The 17,443-nt window shown below is 58.8% G+C and carries 12 protein-coding genes and 1 pseudogene; 9 read left to right on the top strand and 4 right to left on the bottom strand.

Translation table 11 applies throughout. The features are described 5' to 3' along the window. Positions 1-554: pseudogene (locus VFN25_RS15615) on the bottom strand (glutathione synthase); the annotation flags it as partial. A 365-nt stretch (positions 555-919) separates the two neighbouring features. Here VFN25_RS15615 and VFN25_RS15610 point away from each other — a divergent pair. The 7 genes from VFN25_RS15610 to VFN25_RS15580 all read left to right on the top strand — a co-directional run bounded on the left by VFN25_RS15610 (position 920) and on the right by VFN25_RS15580 (position 13,598). Beyond that, positions 920-1,276, top strand: coding sequence for a response regulator (locus VFN25_RS15610; protein WP_325143553.1), 357 nt, complete (start codon positions 920-922; stop codon positions 1,274-1,276). A 38-nt stretch (positions 1,277-1,314) separates the two neighbouring features. Beyond that, on the top strand, positions 1,315-1,680 hold the full coding sequence (locus VFN25_RS15605; protein WP_325143551.1) for a response regulator: 366 nt from the start codon (positions 1,315-1,317) through the stop codon (positions 1,678-1,680). 10 nt (positions 1,681-1,690) lie between these two features. Beyond that, positions 1,691-2,245: a chemotaxis protein CheW gene (locus VFN25_RS15600; RefSeq protein ID WP_325143550.1), complete on the top strand. Its 555-nt coding sequence runs from the start codon at positions 1,691-1,693 to the stop codon at positions 2,243-2,245. A 63-nt stretch (positions 2,246-2,308) separates the two neighbouring features. Then, positions 2,309-4,363 carry a methyl-accepting chemotaxis protein gene (locus tag VFN25_RS15595; protein WP_325143548.1) on the top strand — a complete coding sequence of 685 codons (2,055 nt, stop codon included), beginning with the start codon at positions 2,309-2,311 and terminating at the stop codon, positions 4,361-4,363. A gap of 251 nt (positions 4,364-4,614) precedes the next feature. Further along, the gene (locus tag VFN25_RS15590) at positions 4,615-11,115 is read left to right on the top strand and encodes an Hpt domain-containing protein (RefSeq protein WP_325143545.1); all 6,501 of its coding nucleotides are present in this window, start codon (positions 4,615-4,617) and stop codon (positions 11,113-11,115) included. Next, positions 11,108-13,138, top strand: a complete 2,031-nt coding sequence (locus VFN25_RS15585; RefSeq protein ID WP_325143543.1) for a chemotaxis protein CheB — start codon at positions 11,108-11,110, stop codon at positions 13,136-13,138. The genes VFN25_RS15590 and VFN25_RS15585 overlap by 8 nt, the downstream gene beginning before the upstream one ends. Then, positions 13,131-13,598: a chemotaxis protein CheW gene (locus tag VFN25_RS15580; protein WP_325143542.1), complete on the top strand. Its 468-nt coding sequence runs from the start codon at positions 13,131-13,133 to the stop codon at positions 13,596-13,598. The genes VFN25_RS15585 and VFN25_RS15580 overlap by 8 nt, the downstream gene beginning before the upstream one ends. 24 nt (positions 13,599-13,622) lie before the next feature. Here VFN25_RS15580 and VFN25_RS15575 read toward each other — a convergent pair whose 3' ends face one another. Further along, positions 13,623-14,357 (bottom strand): 16S rRNA (uracil(1498)-N(3))-methyltransferase, encoded by a 735-nt coding sequence (locus tag VFN25_RS15575; protein WP_325143540.1) that lies wholly within the window; start codon positions 14,355-14,357, stop codon positions 13,623-13,625. Positions 14,358-14,413: 56 nt separating this feature from the next. Next, entirely contained in the window at positions 14,414-15,778 is a 1,365-nt protein-coding gene (locus tag VFN25_RS15570; RefSeq protein ID WP_325143538.1) for an adenosylmethionine--8-amino-7-oxononanoate transaminase, read from the bottom strand. 183 nt (positions 15,779-15,961) lie between these two features. On the opposite strand from VFN25_RS15570, the gene gspG reads away from it, so the two are divergent. Next, positions 15,962-16,390: a type II secretion system major pseudopilin GspG gene (gene gspG / locus VFN25_RS15565; RefSeq protein WP_325143555.1), complete on the top strand. Its 429-nt coding sequence runs from the start codon at positions 15,962-15,964 to the stop codon at positions 16,388-16,390. 321 nt (positions 16,391-16,711) lie between these two features. On the opposite strand, the gene VFN25_RS15560 is transcribed toward gspG, so the two are convergent. Further along, the gene (locus VFN25_RS15560; protein ID WP_325143536.1) at positions 16,712-16,984 is read right to left on the bottom strand and encodes a hypothetical protein; all 273 of its coding nucleotides are present in this window, start codon (positions 16,982-16,984) and stop codon (positions 16,712-16,714) included. Positions 16,985-17,190: 206 nt separating this feature from the next. On the opposite strand from VFN25_RS15560, the gene VFN25_RS15555 reads away from it, so the two are divergent. Next, the coding region (locus tag VFN25_RS15555) for a prepilin-type N-terminal cleavage/methylation domain-containing protein (RefSeq protein ID WP_325143534.1) at positions 17,191-17,443 on the top strand (253 nt) is incomplete at its 3' end.

Raw genomic sequence — 17,443 nt, 5'->3', positions numbered from 1 at the left:
AGGATCACATTGAGATTTGGATCACCGCGGCCGGAAAGGAAGATGCTCTGGCCACCCATGCCGTCGAGTGGCTTGAGTACGACCTTGCCGTGTTCGGCGGCGAAGCGCCTCAGCTCGCCAACATCGCGGGCGACCAGGGTTGGCGCGCAGCATTGCGGGAAATGCTGGGCAAACAGTTTCTCGTTGGCATCGCGCAAGCCCTGCGGATTGTTGACGACGAGGACGCCAGCATCATGGGCGAGTTGCAGGACATGGGTGTCGTAGATGAACTGCGCATCGACTGGCGGATCCTTGCGCTCAAGCACAATATCCACCTCACGCAGGTCGGTCCAGACGCCGCTGCCGAGGGTAAACCAGTCGTTTGCATCGTCGCGAACGGTGAGGTCGGCCAGTCGTGCCCAAGGCTCGCCATCGCGGATGGCCAGATCACCCTGGCTCAGATATTGAAGGCGGTAGCCGCGACGCTGAGCTTCGAGGAGCAGGGCAAAGGTCGTATCCTTTGCAATCTTGATGTGAGCGATGTTGTCCATCAGGACGGCCAGGGTGTGGGCCATGCAGCAACTCCGTGAGCGAAAACAGGGGCTCGCAAAAGGGCGACGAATGCGATCAGGCTAGTTTACACTCGGCATCAGTGCTTGGCCTGATCGAGGCGACGGCGCCGAACAGGTTCCCAATACTTCTGGGGACTTAGACGCTAAACTTGACAGATTAGCTAAGAATTGGTTAAGAAGCATGGACCAAATCAGGAACTTGCCTTGTGCAGTGCCTCGCCAGTCGGCGTTGACATTGGGCGCGACGTTTTCCGGATAAGGGTTTCGGTAGGCACGCTTCTTGCGTGTCTAATCACTCAGTATCAGCGGTTGGGGGTCCTTACCAGGTGGATGAGACCAAACAGGGCAGTTTAGACGGCCTGAAAGTCATGGTCATTGACGATTCGAAGACCATCCGCCGCACAGCGGAGACCTTGCTGCGCAAGGAAGGTTGCGATGTCGTGACGGCGACAGACGGCTTCGAGGCGTTGGCCAAGATTTCAGACCAGCAGCCGCAAATAATCTTTGTCGACATCATGATGCCGCGTCTGGATGGTTATCAGACCTGCGCGCTGATCAAGAACAACCAGATATTCAAGAGCACGCCGGTGATCATGCTGTCGTCCAAGGATGGGTTGTTCGACAAGGCGCGTGGTCGCATCGTCGGCTCGGAACAATATCTGACCAAGCCATTCACGCGAGAGGAATTGCTCGGCGCAATTCGACGTCACGTGGATTTGAAGTAACTCATTGGCTTGGCCATTCGACTCTCAGGGGTAAGGCGGTGGCGCACATTTTCATCATCGACGATTCACCAACCGACGTGCGTGTGTTCACCACGCTGTTGGAGAAGGCGGGGCATCGTGTCAGCAGTGCTGCCAGTGCTGAAGAGGGAATTGTTGCCGTCAAACGCGAAATTCCCGATCTGGTCCTGATGGACGTGATCATGCCGGGCATGAACGGATTCCAGGCGACGCGCGACCTCAGTCGCGATGCCGGGACCGGCCATATTCCAATCCTCATTGTCACCACCAAGAGCATGGAGACGGATCGTGTCTGGGGGCTGCGCCAGGGGGCCAGGGATTTCCTGACCAAGCCAGTGGATGCCAAATCACTGCTTCAGCGCATCGACAATCTCCTTCCAGGCTGAGACGAAACGAATGGCTATCAGCCCCGAACAGCAGGTTTCCACTCCGTTCGAGACGCTCGCGGATTACGAGCGGCGCAGTCTCGCGCATGTGGCGGGTCTGCCCGAGCAGATTGAAGCTCCCGGGCTTTGGCGGGGAATCGGGTTCCGGGTCGGTCCACACCATCTGGTCAGCAGCATTTCGGAGGTCAACGAAATCCTGACCATGCCTGCCCTGACCAATGTCCCGGGTACCCAGCCATGGATGCTTGGCGTTGCCAACGTGCGCGGCAATCTCGTCGCGTTGGTCGATTTACGCCATTTCATCGAAGGCGAGCGGTCGCAATTGACAGACTCCTCGCGTGTGCTGGTTGTTCGTCAGCACGGTGGCAGTGTCGGCCTGCTCATCGATGAAGTGCTTGGCCAGCGCAGCTTCACCGATGAATTGCGCGAGCAGGCGCAGGATGAAGAAGATGAGCGGTACCGGCGCTATGTCGGTGAGAAAATTCAACTTGGCGATATCCTCTGGGGAATGTTCAGCATGTCCGCGCTGGTTCGTTCCGCGGAATTCCAGCAGGCATCGGCATAACAGAAAACCGGTCGCTCTCCAGGGTTCGACCGGATACGTGCAACTTAGGGGTGAGGTAACAAGATGAGTACAACTTCCAGCGCACTCTCGGGCTCCGAGCGAACAGGCAGCCTCAACACCATCTTGATCGTGTTGCTGGTTCTGTCGATCGCTTTCGCCGCGGCAGACTTTATCTACCTGACCATCAAGAGCAATCAGGACAGGCAAGCCAGCGCCCTGACCACCGAGATCCAGGTCGCTTCGCAAGCCTTGACCACCTACGCGGCCGAAGCCGCCAGCGGCAACGAGCTGGCCTTTGACGAGTTGTCGAAAACCACGCGCGACATTGATGCCTTCCTTGGTTACCTCAACAAGGGCAATGCGCCAGCGTCGACGCCGTACGCCGGAATGCCCTCGTATGCCAACGAGCCGGGTGTGTCGAAGGAACTGAAGGATTTGAACGCTGCCTGGGAACCGGTGTTGACCAACGCCACCAAGATTCTCGATGGCAAAAACCTTGTTCTTGATACGACGACCACATCAAACGAGTTCACCTCGAAGATGCCGGTGCTCAACTCGCGCATGAACGAAGTCGTCAACATTCTTACCGAGCGCAACGGTAGTGCAGGTCAGGTCTATATCGCCACCCGCCAGATGTTGCTCGCGGATCGCATGATCCGACGCGTTCAGGAGATCGGTCAGGGCGGCGAAGACGCGCAATCAGCTGCCGATGGTTTCTCCCGTGATGCCGCCTTGTACCGATCCGTCCTCAGCGGACTGATCGACGGTGCGCCGAGCATGAACATCAAATCCATCGACCAGGCCAGCGCACGCCAGATTCTGGACGACGTTTCCGAGCAATGGGACAGCTTGAATGAGCCCGTCGGCAAGATCATCGACGCCTCGACCGGTTTGCAGGTGGTCAAGCAGGCATCCGATGCCATCTTTACTGACAGCCAGAGCGTGTTGCTCAAGGCGCGCAACGTTGCTGATCGACTGAGCACGCTATCGACCCGGCGCACATTCCCGAACCCGCTTTGGGGTGGCATCGCTGCTGCGGCCGCGATTGTCCTGGTTATCCTGCTCGGCATCACCCTGGTTCGCGATCAGCAGAATCGCTATCAGATGTCGGCCGAGTTGAACCAGAGAAACCAGGAAGCCATCTTGCGCCTGCTCGACGAGATGGGTTCGCTGGCTGAAGGTGATCTCACCGTAAAGGCGACCGTTACCGAAGACATTACAGGCGCCATCGCGGACTCGATCAACTTCGCCGTCGAGGCATTGAGATCCCTGGTAACCACGATCAATGAAACTGCGGTGCAGGTATCGGCCGCTGCCCAGGAGACCCAGGCAACGGCAATGCATCTGGCCGAAGCCGCCGAGCATCAGGCGCAGCAGATCACGTCGGCCTCGGCTGCCATCAATGAAATCGCCGTGTCGATCGATGAAGTGTCGAAGAACTCCACGGAGAGCGCCGAGGTGGCGCAACGCTCGGTGCAGATCGCTGCCAAGGGTGCGGCAATCGTGCGCCAGACGATTCAGGGCATGGACTCGATTCGAGACCAGATTCAGGAAACCTCGAAGCGAATCAAACGCCTCGGTGAATCTTCCCAGGAGATTGGATCGATCGTTGAGCTGATCAACGATATTGCCGAACAAACCAACATTCTCGCCCTCAACGCCGCCATTCAGGCTGCCTCTGCGGGTGAGGCGGGACGCGGATTCGCGGTGGTTGCCGATGAAGTCCAGCGACTCGCCGAACGTTCGGCGAACGCGACCAAGCGAATCGAGACCCTGGTGCAGACGATTCAGTCCGATACCAACGAAGCGGTCAGCTCGATGGAACAGACAACCGCCGAGGTGGTTGCCGGTGCACGACTGGCAGAGGATGCCGGCCTTGCCCTCGGTGAGATCGAGAAGGTTTCACACGATCTTGCCGACCTCATTCAAAGCATCTCCTCGGCCGCGAGCCAGCAGTCTGCTGCGGCAACGAATATTTCGGCGACCATGAACGTGATTCAGGAAATCACAACGCAGACTTCGGTTGGTGCAAGTCAGACCGCCGAGTCGATTGGTAATCTGGCGCATCTGGCCGGCGACCTGCGTCGTTCGGTCGCCGACTTCAAGCTGCCGGGCTGATCCCCGATTCCTATTGATTTCCAGACCGAAGGAGAACCCGCCACACCAACCCGAAGTCGGCAATTGCCGTACCAGACCCGCTACTGGATTGAGCTGAGACGAAGGATCCGGATCGGCAAGGAGGGGAACCAGTTCAAAGTGTTGCTCGATTGGCATGACCACTTGTCGGTCATGTGCGCCGAGTAGGGTTTCCCGGCATTTCAGTGGGTTAGGGTATTGGGTGGCAGGTTTCGCCAGGACGAACGAAAACCATGAAACTGCATGATGACTTCACCACGCTGAGCTGGGTCAAGGGCGAACTCGACGAGACGCTGAAACAGGCGCGTCAGGCCCTTGAGGCCTATGTCGATGAGCCAACCGACGCCAGCCTCATGCGCTTTTGTTCGACCTACCTGCATCAGGCGCAGGGCACTTTGCGCATGGTTGAGCTGTATGGCGCAGCCATGCTGGTCGAAGAAATGGAGCGTCTCGCCGATGCCCTGCTGGCTGATCAGGTCGCTCATCGTGACGAGGGCTATTCCGTGCTCATGCGTGGCATGGTCCAGTTGCCCGACTATCTGGAACGTGTACAGACAGGTCACAAGGACATTCCGATTGTCCTGCTGCCTTTGCTCAACGATTTGCGCGCCTGCCGTGGCGAAAAGCTGCTGACTGATTCGGCACTGTTCGCGCCCAACCTCGAACTTGCCATGCCGGCTGCGGCCAACGGACTTCCGGCCGAGCTGCCAATGAAGGAGTTGCGCGGCCGCGTCATCCGCTTGCGTCTGGCCTTTCAGGCTGCGCTGCTCAAATGGTTCAAGGATTCGAGTGATCCACAGCATCCAGCGCGTTTGCGCGATGTTCTGGATCGTTTGCGGACGACGACGGCATCGAGCGAACATTCGAGGCAACTGTTCTGGATTGCCGGTGGTGTCGCCGATGCCATCAGTGACGGAAGCCTGGAATCCAGCGCGTCAGTGAAGCTGCTTTTTGGCGGTGTCGATCGCGAAATCCGTCACTTCGCCGAAGATGGCGAACAGGGACTGCGCATCGCGCCGCCCAAGGCGCTGCTGCAGAACCTGCTTTACTACATCGCTCACTCGGGCAGTCAATCGCCGCGTGTCATCGAAATACGCGATACCTATGCGCTGGGTTCGCTGCTGCCGACCGATCAGGAAGTCGAGCACGCCAAGAGCTCGATTTCAGGTCACAACCGCGCCCTCCTCGATACGGTTTCCATTGCCATCAAGGATGACTTGATGCGAGTCAAGGAGTCGCTCGACATCTACTTGCGCGCCCAGCAACGCGACCCTGCGGATCTGCTCGGTCAGGTCGAGTTGCTTGATAGGGTGCGCGACACGCTGGGAATGCTCGGGCTTGGCGTGCCCAGGCGCGTGGTCACCGAACAGCGCGCAACGATCGAGGAAATTGCTCAGGGTCATCGTGAGGCGGATGAAGGCACACTGCTCGATGTCGCTGGCGCTTTGCTCTATGTCGAGGCTTCACTTGATGATCATATCGAGCGCCTCGGTGCGGTTGGCGAGGAAGGTGCAGATGAAGCCATGGAGCTGCCCAAGGCTGAGGTGCGCAAGATCCTCGACGCCTTGATGCATGAAGCCGCGGTCAATATCCAGCAGGCCAAACACGATGTCATCGCCTTCATCGAATCGCCCTGGGATCATGAGCGAGTTGAACAGATTCCGCGCTTGCTGGAAGAAATTTCCGGTGCACTGCGCATGCTCGATCTGGGCACCGCCGCCGAATTGATGAGCGGCATCGTGCGTTTCGTTGAAGTCGAGTTGATTCGCCACCGCCGTGTGCCGACCGCCGAGCAGATGGACAAGCTCGCCGATGCGCTGGCATCGATCGAATACTACCTTGAGGCAACCCGCGATCAGCGCGGCGGTCGCCAGCGGATTCTCGACGTGACTCGCGTGAGCCTGGAATCGCTGGGTTATTGGCCGATTCCCTCGGGTGGCGGTGAAGATGGCCCGGGAAGCGGTGGATCATCTGACACCGACAGTCCGATCAATCCGCAGGATGCCATTGCCGCCGCCGCCGCACTGGCTTACAGCGAGAATTTTGAACTCGATGCGGGCGCAGTTGAAGGCAACGACAAAAGCAATCCGATTGAAGGCGCAGAAGCTGGCGCCGCTTCGGAGTTTCCGAGTTGGGGAGAGCATCTGCCGGTTGAGCAAAGTGCCGCCCTGCGCCCCGAATCCGATCGGGACTCAAGCGAGATCAACCTTGACGGCCTGGACTTCGCCGAATCGGATCATTCCGACATCCCGTCCACGCATGACACCGAGGCGGTCACCTCGCCGCAGGAACTTGACGAGGTCATCGAGATTGCCGAGGGCGAGGATCTGAGTGGACTGATCGTTGGCGAAGCAGGTCAGGATGTTGCGCCGGAGCAGGATGTTGGCGGCCTTCGCCTTGCCGAAACGACGCACGATCGCGAAGGCTCGGCGCAAGCTGCTGATGTTGACTCCGGCCCCGCTGTGCAAGTGGATGCCGACGGCAGCCGCTGGATCGAGATCGAAGAGGAAATTGAAGAAGAGGTTGAGGAGGAAGTGGCTGCTGATGCAGCGGATGCCAGCTTCCAGATCACCGCTTCAAACGAAATCGATGACGAAATTCGTGATGTCTTCATCGAGGAAGTCCAGGAAGAGATTGACAACCTGAGCGCACAACTGCCGTTGTGGCGGTCGAAGCCGGATGACCTCGAGCAGGTCAAGCCCATCCGTCGCTCCTTCCATACGCTCAAGGGCTCGGGTCGCCTGGTCGGCGCCTTGTCGCTCGGCGAGTTCAGCTGGAAAGTCGAGAATATGCTCAATCGTGTTCTCGATCGGTCCATTGCGCCTTCCGCTCAGGCCATGGCTCTGGTCGAACATGCGATCGGTGCATTGCCCGGCCAACTCGCCGCACTTCGCGGCGACGGTGCGCCGGACGTTGATTTGCAGGCCATTATTGAAACAGCCGATCGCCTCGCCGAAGGCGAACTGGTATCGGTACCGACGCGCGCTGTAGCGCTGACCACGGTAAAGCGCATCGTCAAGCGCACCGTCACACGGCGCATTCCAGCGCCTGAAACGGTCGAGATTGCGCCGACAGAAATGCCGACACCCGTCGAACTCGAAACCGGGCAGTCATCCGATATCGTTGCCGGTCCGCTGCCGGGGCTGGATCCCGTGTTGTTCGATATCCTGAAGAGCGAAACGGCGATGCATCTCGCCGTGTTCGATGACTTCCTCGCCAAGGCTGGAACCTCCGACGTGACGGTTTCCGAGCCGCTGCTGCGTGCCGCACACACTTTGAGCGGTGCGATCGCGATGGTGGAAATCAATTCGCTCGCGCACTTGTTGTCGCCGCTGGAGGGATATCTCAAGCGCATGCGTGCAAGCGCAATCCCGGTCGATGCTGAAGGTTTCGCTGTCCTCGGTGAATCGGCAGGTAAGGTCCGCGAAGTCATGGCTTGCCTGGATCGCGGTGACCGAGAGTTGCCGGATACCGATGACCTGGCTACCCGAGTCATCAACCTGCGCGATACCTTGCATGAGCCTGAAAGCGCACTGCAGTTCTATCACCAGGACGATGATATCGAGCTGGATACGGAGAGTGCTGCGGACCCGGAGCTCGATTCCACCGAACAAGCACTTGCGAGTCTCGACGATGTCGACGACGAAGTATCGGCAACCGAAATGCCTGATCCGAGTGCCGACCTCGACGAGGAATCCGAACATTTCGATCTGACCGAAGCGTTGATCGAGGGCATGGATGGCAAAGATGAGGTCGTAGCCGAAGAGTCGACATCCGCACAATCACCGCCACCAGGCGTTCCTGCCGATACCGATTTCGATGCCTTGGTCGAGGCGGCCAGCGCCCTGTCCGGCTTGCCCGACAAGGGCGAAGAAGCAGCGGAATCGGACATTGAAGCTATCAGCCTTGATGGGGATGAGACGATCGGCGAGACCCTCGATCTGGATGATCTGGAGGCTTCCGACGAGTTTGATCTGAGTGATCTCGAATCATTGGCCGAGGACGATTCTGAGCAGGATCCGGATAGCTCGGACCTTGTCCAGAAAGATGCTCTCGACAGCGTTGCGGACGCTGGCGAAATCGAGGAAAGCGTCGAATCCGGTTTGCCGGATGAAGACGCTGCCGAAGATTCTGCAGACACGAGCGCAGAAGACCAGACAGAAGACGAAACGGTTGCAGAGACAGACGAGGAAGAGCACGCAGAGGTTGCGCAGGAGCCGGTAGCCGAGGCCGAGATCGAAGCGGCGGCCGAGTCGATCACAAACGAGCATGACATTGAGCAGGTTTCCCTCGAGGCCATCAGTATCGAGCCTTCTGCCTATGCCGAGGACATCCAGCCAGCAGGTCGCCTTGAGCTGCCTGAGATGGATGAGGATCTACTCGATATCTTTGTCCAGGAAGGCAACGACATTCTTGATCATTCCGATTCGGTCATGGCGCAATTGCGCGAAGCTCCGCAGGATCGCGAGATCATTGTCAACCTGCAACGCGATCTGCATACCCTCAAGGGTGGCGCGCGCATGGCCGGCATCCATCCGATCGGCGACCTGACCCACGCAATGGAGTCGTTGCTCGATGCTACCTTCGATGGCCATCGCAGCATGGACATCACTGCCGTCGAGGCGCTGGAGCGCAGCTACGACACCTTGCACAGCCTGGTCCAGCGTATCGCCCACCGTTCGGCCATCGCCACACCGGAAAACATGATCTCGCGACTGGAAAATCTGGTCGCCGGAGAAACATTGTCCGAGGCCGAAGCGCCAGCCCACGCCGATCCTGAAGTTTCCGAGGAAACGGATGTCGCGACGACGGAGACAGCCCGAGTTTCGTCGCGACCGCCACTGCTGCCGGAGTTCGAAGAGGAGCCGCGCGCACCTCAGGAAATGATCCGTGTGCGCTCCGAGTTGCTCGATTCGCTGGTCAACTATGCCGGTGAGGTCTCGATCTATCGCTCGCGCCTCGAACAGCAGATTTCGACATTCCGCTTCAACCTGATCGAGTTTGAACAAACCGTCAGCCGCTTGCGTGAACAGCTGCGCAAACTGGAAATCGAAACCGAAGCGCAGATCATCGCCCGCTATCAACGCGAGCATCACGAGGGAGTCGAGCAGGTATTCGACCCGCTCGAACTTGATCGCTTTTCGCAGTTGCAGCAGTACTCGCGTGCGCTTGGTGAATCCGTCTCGGATCTGGTCTCGATCCAGGGCTTGCTCGATGACCTGACCCGACAGTCGGAAACCCTGCTGTTGCAACAGTCGCGAGTCAGTTCGGATTTGCAGGAAGGCCTCATGCGCACGCGCATGGTGCCGTTCGACTCGATGGTGCCGTCGTTGCGCCGTACCGTTCGCCAAGCTGCGCAGGAACTCGGCAAACGCGCTCAGCTCAAGGTCGAAGGTGCCCAGGGCGAAATGGATCGCAACCTGCTTGAGCGCATGAAAGCGCCTTTCGAGCACATGTTGCGCAATGCTCTCGCGCATGGCATCGAAACGCCCCAGGAACGACTCGATGCGAACAAGCCACTCGACGGTACGGTCACCATTCGCGTCTCTCGCGAGTCGACCGAAGTCGCTCTGCGAATCAGCGACGACGGCCGCGGCATGGATCGCGATGCGATCCGACGCAAGGCGATTGCGCAGGGCTTGCTCAGCCCCGACGCAAATCTTTCCGATCGTGACCTCTACGGGTTCATTCTGGAAACCGGATTCTCGACCGCCGAACAGGTCACCCAGTTGTCAGGTCGTGGCGTCGGCATGGATGTCGTGCACAGTGAGATCAAGCAACTGGGCGGCTCGCTGGTCATCGACTCGATCCCCGGCACCGGCAGCACTTTCACGATCCGACTGCCGTTTACCCTCGCCGTTACCCAGGCGATTCTGGTCAAGCTGGGTGACGCAACCTACGCCGTTCCGATGTCGTCCGTGCAAGGTGTCGTGCGTATCGCCCTCGATGACTACAGCAAGCGCGTAAGCAGTGGCGAACCGACCTACACCTACGCCGGTGAAGACTTCAATATTTACGAGCTCTCCCAGCTGCTCGGTGTCGCTCAGGGTCGCATCATTGATGAAACCCAGTTGCCGTTGCTGATGACACGCACCGGCGATCAGCGTGCAGCGGTGCGCATTGATGCGGTCGTGGGCTCACGTGAAATCGTGGTCAAGTCGGTTGGTCCGCAAATCAGTTCCGTGCCCGGAATCTTCGGTGCAACCATCATGGGTGACGGTTCCGTCATCATGATTCTCGATCTGGCTCCGCTGGTTCGTCGGGTCGCCTCGCTGCGCGCCAGCGTCGCCGCCGGCGAAACTCCCGAAGCAGCGCAGATCTATCAGGCTCCAGAATTGCCCGCCGTCGTGCGCAAGACCACGATCATGGTCGTCGATGATTCGATCACCATGCGCAAGGTCACCACTCGCGTCCTTGAGCGTGCTGACATGGAGGTGGTCACGGCAAAGGACGGTCTGGATGCGGTCGAAAAGCTGCAGGATACGATCCCCGACCTTATGCTGCTCGATATCGAGATGCCGCGGATGGATGGCTACGAACTGGCCACCTACATGCGCAACGATTCCCGTTTGAAGAACGTGCCGATCATCATGGTTACCTCGCGCACCGGCGAGAAGCATCGTCAGCGCGCGCTGGAGATCGGCGTCGAGCGATATCTTGGAAAGCCATACCAGGAAGCCGATTTGCTTGCCCAAGTCCAGGACACCCTGAGGTCAACGAGTACCGATGCCTGAGAACACGATGTCAATCGCCCTGCTCTCGCAAGCCGGTGAATCGGGGCGCCACCTGCGCGCCGCACTGGCGGATTCCGGCACGCCGATTGTCTACGAATCCTCGGCGGCCGAACTTGATCGTGACGCCCTGGAGAACTCCGGCGCTCGCGTCGTCGTGGTCAACCTGGACGCTGAGGTAGAGGCGCATCTCGATGACGTCTATGCCCTGCTTGACGATGATCGCTACAACGTCATCTTCGATGAGTCACAGGTATCCAGCCAGCTCTCAGGATGGGAGCAGGCGCGCTGGGCGAGACATCTCGCAGCCAAGATTCTCGGCGTCGACAATGCTGATCCGCCGCGACCGGAAGGAGCCGAGCCGGTTCCTCAACGGGTCATGCCAACGGAAGTGCCAGCGCCGGTTGTCGAAGCCGCAGCTGTTGAGCCATCTGCACCTGAACCCGAGCCGGTGGCAGTTGCCGAGCTCAACTCCGGTTCGTCGGTGGAAACGGAAGAAATTCAGCTGGCAGAAGTCCAGCAACAACAGGACGAGAAGCCGGTTGAAGAGGACGATTTCGGCGATATCGCCAAGCTGCTCGCCGATCCGGAATTTGATTCCATCGACGTGCCTGACGCCGAGCCCGCTCCACTGCCGGCTCCGGTCGAACTTGATTCCGCGTCGCTACCGATGACGGAGCTCGATTTTTCGGAGTTTGATGATGTCGACGAAAGTCCGTCGCCCGCGACGGTCTCTGCCGATGAGGTTCCAGAGGCAATAGAGGTGCCAGAGTTCGACCTCGATTTTGATCTCGACGAATCAGTCTCTGCCGCAGCCGAAGACGCCGTTGCGGATGCAGACGAAGTGCCGTTTGCCGAGCCAGTAGCAGCCAGTGTCGATGCGTTGGGATTCGGTGACCTTGATGATTTTGCCGGCGCAGAAGACGTTGAGATCGAGACAATCGAGCTTGATTCCATTTTGGAATCGCCTGGCGTCTCGGTTGATTCCGATCTCGCCGAATCGCTGGAAAGCGGGGAAGCGGCGGCAGCCGGTGGTGAACTGGCAGAGCTGCAACTGCTTGATCTGGATATGAGCGACGCGCCGCCGCCAGCACCGTCTGAGGGAAATGGTCTCGCCACTGAGGATGAGAAAGCTCCAATCATCGAGTCGGCTTTTGCCTGGGAGCTTGAGAGCACCGATGAGGACGGAGCTGGCGAATCGACGGCAGCGGACGCGGAACCCTCGAAACCTGCAACGTTCGGAATCGAGAAGATCAGCGCCTCGGACTTTCTGGCTCCCGAGGCAGAAAGCGTCGAAGAGTACGATGTTGAGCCAGGATTGTCGCTGGAGTTGATTCCACTGGAAGAAGCGGTGGCCCCACGTGCCGAAAGCGGACTTGGCTCAAATGCAGAGACCGAATCCTGGCTCGATACCAGCAACAAGACAGCGATCAGTCGGGTCTGGGTTCTCGGCGCCTCGATTGGTGGTCCGGAAGCGGTTCGCGAATTCCTTGCCGAGATTCCTGCCAACTGCCCGGCGCTGTTCCTGCTCGCTCAGCACATGGGCGCAGAGTTCATGGAAATCATGGCTCAGCAACTGGTCCGCTCGACCAAGCTGATCGTACGTACACCTTCGCATGGTGAGCGTGTTTCTCACGGTGATCTGCTGATCGTTCCGACGACGCATCGCCTGCGCGTCGATCGCGCCGGTGTAGTCACACTAGAGGCGCAAACGGCGACGGAGCGGACAAATCTTCCGTCGATTGATCAGGTCCTGCAGGATGTCGCTGATCGTTTTGCGGCGAAAGCGGGGGCAATCATTTTTTCAGGCATGGCGGACGATGCCGCAGAAGGGAGCCGCTATCTGACCGAGATCGGTGGCACCGTCTTTGCACAGGATCCAGAGACCTGTGTCATCAGTTCCATGGTCGATGGCGTTGTCGATACCGGTGTGGTCAGCTTCATCGGCTCACCGAAGGCACTCGCTGGAAAATTGCTTGAAGTCCTTGGCAGCACAACAAAATCTTCAGGAATCCATGATGAATGATCTCCCCCGCGAAATTCGTGGCGTCATGATTCCGGTAACCGGAGGACGTGTCCTGTTGCCAAACGCGACAGTTGCCGAAGTGATTACCTACACCGTGCCTGACAAGATCGCCGGTGCTCCGGACTGGATTCTTGGACGTCTGAGCTGGCGTGGTTGGCGCTTGCCGCTGTTTTCGTTGCCGGTGTTGGCAGGACACACCGCCGAGGAAGATACCCGCAACTCGCGGGTAACGATTCTCAAGGCGCTCAGTGGCAATCCCAAGATGCCCTTCCTCGCGATGCTGGCTCAAGGCTTCCCACGCCTGACCACAATCACCTCGGAGCTGCTGCTTACCACCGGCGAAAACACGGACGTCGGCCCGGGTGTGCACTCGGAAGTGCTCGTGCGTGATGACAACGCGATCATTCCTGACCTCGGTGCAATCGAAACCATGATTGCAGAAGCCACCGCTGCCGCTTGAATTCAGCAATCTGTCGAACTCGAATCAGAGGTCGCCGTGAATCGCCTGCAGGGCGGTGATTGCGGCGAGGCCTGCTGTCTCGGTACGCAAGATGCGAGGACCGAGCCTCAGGCCGACAAAGCCGGCCTGGTGAAGAATATTCAGATCCTGATCTGACAAGCCTCCTTCAGGGCCGACAACGAGCAGTGCAGACTGAAACGGCGTTAGTGCGCGCGGCGAAACCGTGCCCTGCGGGTCGAGCGCGAGGCGCAGGCTGTCGCTCTCCGTCAGAGAAGATGCCCAGATGCCGATCTTTGTCGGCGCTTCCAATACCGGAATTCGAACGCGGCCTGATTGCTCGCAGGCGCCGACAACGACCGCTTGCCAATGGGCCATGCGCCGCGCCAAGCGTTCGGCATCAAGCTTTACTTCAGTCCGACCCGTAGTCAGCGGAACAATTCGGCTGATGCCGAGTTCGGTCGCCTTTTGCAGAATCAGATCCATCTTGTCGCCGCGCGCGATACCTTGCGCCAACGTCAGATTCAGCAGGCTTTCGCGCTCCACGACATCGCCCGGTTCGAGAACCCGCGCACTGACGGCACGCTTGCTTAGCTGACTGATCTCGGCGCGAAATTCTCGTCCGTTGCCGTTGAACAGGATGATCGGATGCCCGCGCTCAAGACGCAGTACGCGGGCCAGATGCTCGCCAGCTTGAGTCGGCAGAAGGGTTTCGGCGCCGACCGCCAGTTCATCGACTACACAGATTCTTGGAATACGCATGGCCGGATTCTACCGTCTGACCGACTCTGTCCAGGGTATGAGCGCATGCCCACAACTCAGACCACGGCCTTGCCGATTGCTTCGATGGCCACGTCGACCATCAGATCGATCTCCGCGATCGTCACGCAATAGGGTGGCATGAAATAGACGACATTGCCGAGTGGGCGAAGGATGACGCCACGTTCAAGACCGTGCAGATAGACGCGCAGGCCGCGGCGTTCATCGGCGGGGAATGGTTCACGTGTGCGGCGATCGCGAACGAGCTCGACCGCAGCAATCATGCCGGTCTGGCGGATATCCGCGACGTTCGGATGATCAAGCAAAGCGGATAGGCGCGAAGCCAGGTGTGCAGCCAGCTTCCGGTTTCTCTCCAGCACCGGCTCGTCCCTGAAGATGGCCAGGGTTTCCAGTGCGGCGCGGCAGGCCAGAGGGTTGCCGGTGTAGCTGTGCGAATGCAGAAACGCCTTGCCAGCCGAATATTCGGCGTAAAACGCCGCGTAAACGCGTTCATCGGTCAAAACCGCAGACAACGGCAAGGTTCCGGCCGTGAGTCCTTTTGACAGGCAGAGAAAGTCCGGGGTGATTGATGCCTGTTCACAGGCAAACAGGGTGCCGGTACGTCCGAAGCCAACCGCGATTTCGTCGGCGATCAGATGCACCTCGAACTCATTGCAAAGTGCACGCAAGCCACGCAGATAGTCGACGTGATACATGCGCATGCCACCGGCACATTGCACCAGCGGCTCGACAATGACTGCAGCGACGTCAGCCGCATGCTTGCCGAGCAGCTCGCGCATGCTGTCGAGGCACTGCGCAACATGCTCGGCTTCGGATTCCCCGGGCTCGCGCAGATAGGCATCCGGGGAAGGCGCCAGGATCGGCTCGAACAGCATCGGTGCATAAGTTGCCCGATACAGGGCGACATCGGTTACCGACAGCGCACCCACCGTTTCGCCGTGATAACCGCCGGACAATGCGACAAAGCGTGTGCGCTTGTCCTGGCCACGATTTCGCCAGTAGTGAAAACTCATTTTCAGGGCGACTTCGACCGCGCTCGATCCGTTGTCGGCGTAGAACACACGCGACAGTCCGGGCGGAGCGACCTCGACCAGTTGCTCAGCGAGGGCGACCGCCGGCTCATGGGTCATGCCGGCGAGCATGATGTGATCGAGATGATCGAGTTGGTCCTTGAGGCCGGCGACGATACGTGGATGCCGGTGACCGAAGATATTCGTCCACCACGAGCTGACCGCATCGAGATAGCGTCGCCCATCCGGCGCTTGCAGCCAGGCGCCATCAGCACGCTCGATGGCCAGCATCGGGATCGTTTCGTGATCCCGCATCTGTGTACACGGATGCCAGACCACGGCGAGATCACGCGCGGCCAGGGAGAGGTTTGGGGGGGCAGGGGAGTTCGACATGGCTTTGCTATGATCAACGTCTTGTCCACCCGCGCACAAGCCATTCCCATGCAAGACCCCAAATTTTCTGACTTCGACGCCCTCGCTACCCGTCCAGAACCACGGTCGGCAGCCAGCGAGCTCACTCAACGCGCAACTTTCGGGTCGCCAGCGAGATCACGCTTTCCCAATCCCCAATCCCCAATCCCAAATCCCCACCGCATTAGCGGCTTCACCCTCATCGAGATCCTTGTCGTCGTCGTCATTCTCGGCATCCTTGCCGCGATCGTCGTTCCGCGCGTGATGGAGAGACCGGGCGAAGCGCGTATCGTCCGCGTCAAGCAGGATCTGCAAGGCGTGACCACGGCACTGAACATGTACAAGCTCGACAATCATCGCTATCCGAGCAGCGAGCAAGGCCTGCAAGCACTGGTCTCGAAGCCTTCAGGCTCGCCCGAAGCGCCAAACTGGAAGGGCCCGTATCTGGATCGCTTGCCCAAGGATCCGTGGGATCATCCCTATCAATATCAGCAACCCGGCCAACACGGCGATGTCGATATCTACAGCTACGGAGCCGATGGCCGCCCCGGTGGCGATGGCGACGATGCGGATATTGGCAATTGGGATAATTGATGGCTGGCGGCCGTATTGTGTAATCATGATCGGGAATGCTTTGATCTGAGTTCACTTCTACGATGGGATGTTTTCGAAGCGGAGATATAAATGGGCAGTTTCAGTATTTTTCATTGGATCATTGTTATTGCGATCATTGGTTTGATCGTATGGTTGCTCCGTCGGTTATCGAAGCGGAAATAGTCGGCACCCGCGTCATCAGCCTCGCGAACAACGTCGAACATGTCTGGTGAATTGCCCGGAGCTCGTTTGCAGCGCCTCAGTGGCCTCAAGGAAAAGGCCTGATTTCGAACGTCGAATATGAGCGACAGCACACCGCTACTATTGCTGGGGCTTACTTGCCGGCATGCTCAGGCTTTGCAGATTGCGGGTATCAGATGCGGTTTGTGGCCCCCATTCGCCGGACTCGTGTCGCAGGCCATGATGTGGTTTGAGGAGTAATGCCATGATCAAGATGACCCCGCGCAGATGGCGAGTGCTAACCGTAGTGGTCGTCATGGTCATTGTTTGTCTTGCGACGATGCCTGAGGCAGTGTATTTCGCATCGATGATCGATGCGATTGGAGTTGATGTCTTGATCGCGTTCGTCAGCATTCAGTTGACTGCGATACTCGCAATCCCGCTGAGACCCATGCTCGAATCGTTCATGAAGCATCAGCGCCGCCGTTTCCTGCCCGCGCTCCGGTTCCTTGTCCGTGCGACGCCTGGCATTCCAAGAATCATCGATATTTGCCGGTTTGATGGCCGCTATTTTCTGACTCACTTCGAATATCGGATTCTGTCGAGAAACGGAACAAAGGGTGAGCGCGCTCTTGACTAGTGACGAAACCATGGCGTGGATTTCTCGTGCGATTGCGGCGAGGCGGGAATGCACGAACCGTTTGCCTGCGGCGCGCCCGTGTCGTCCGGGTGCGCCCCGGTTTCTTTGTCGCGGCGGGCCAATCCCCGCACCGGCTGGTTTTACCCTTATCGAAATCCTCGTCGTCGTGGTCATCGTCGGCGTACTCGCACTCGCGGTCACCATCAGCATCGCCACCGCCGGTGGCGAGCGCC

This window comes from Dokdonella sp. (genome assembly GCF_035703485.1).
In the GTDB taxonomy this organism is placed as follows: Bacteria; Pseudomonadota; Gammaproteobacteria; order Xanthomonadales; family Rhodanobacteraceae; genus Dokdonella.
Note: the sequence above shows the minus strand (reverse complement) of the source record. Positions and strands in the feature narration are given on the sequence as shown.

Coding starts and splice junctions, on each gene's coding strand:
- VFN25_RS15575 (WP_325143540.1), bottom strand. CDS start 14,357: ATGCGTATTCCAAGAATCTGTGTAGTCGATGAACTGGCGGTCGGCGCC.
- VFN25_RS15600 (WP_325143550.1), top strand. CDS start 1,691: ATGGCTATCAGCCCCGAACAGCAGGTTTCCACTCCGTTCGAGACGCTC.
- VFN25_RS15585 (WP_325143543.1), top strand. CDS start 11,108: ATGCCTGAGAACACGATGTCAATCGCCCTGCTCTCGCAAGCCGGTGAA.
- VFN25_RS15570 (WP_325143538.1), bottom strand. CDS start 15,778: ATGTCGAACTCCCCTGCCCCCCCAAACCTCTCCCTGGCCGCGCGTGAT.
- VFN25_RS15580 (WP_325143542.1), top strand. CDS start 13,131: ATGAATGATCTCCCCCGCGAAATTCGTGGCGTCATGATTCCGGTAACC.
- VFN25_RS15560 (WP_325143536.1), bottom strand. CDS start 16,984: ATGCTGACGAACGCGATCAAGACATCAACTCCAATCGCATCGATCATC.
- VFN25_RS15590 (WP_325143545.1), top strand. CDS start 4,615: ATGAAACTGCATGATGACTTCACCACGCTGAGCTGGGTCAAGGGCGAA.
- VFN25_RS15595 (WP_325143548.1), top strand. CDS start 2,309: ATGAGTACAACTTCCAGCGCACTCTCGGGCTCCGAGCGAACAGGCAGC.
- VFN25_RS15610 (WP_325143553.1), top strand. CDS start 920: ATGGTCATTGACGATTCGAAGACCATCCGCCGCACAGCGGAGACCTTG.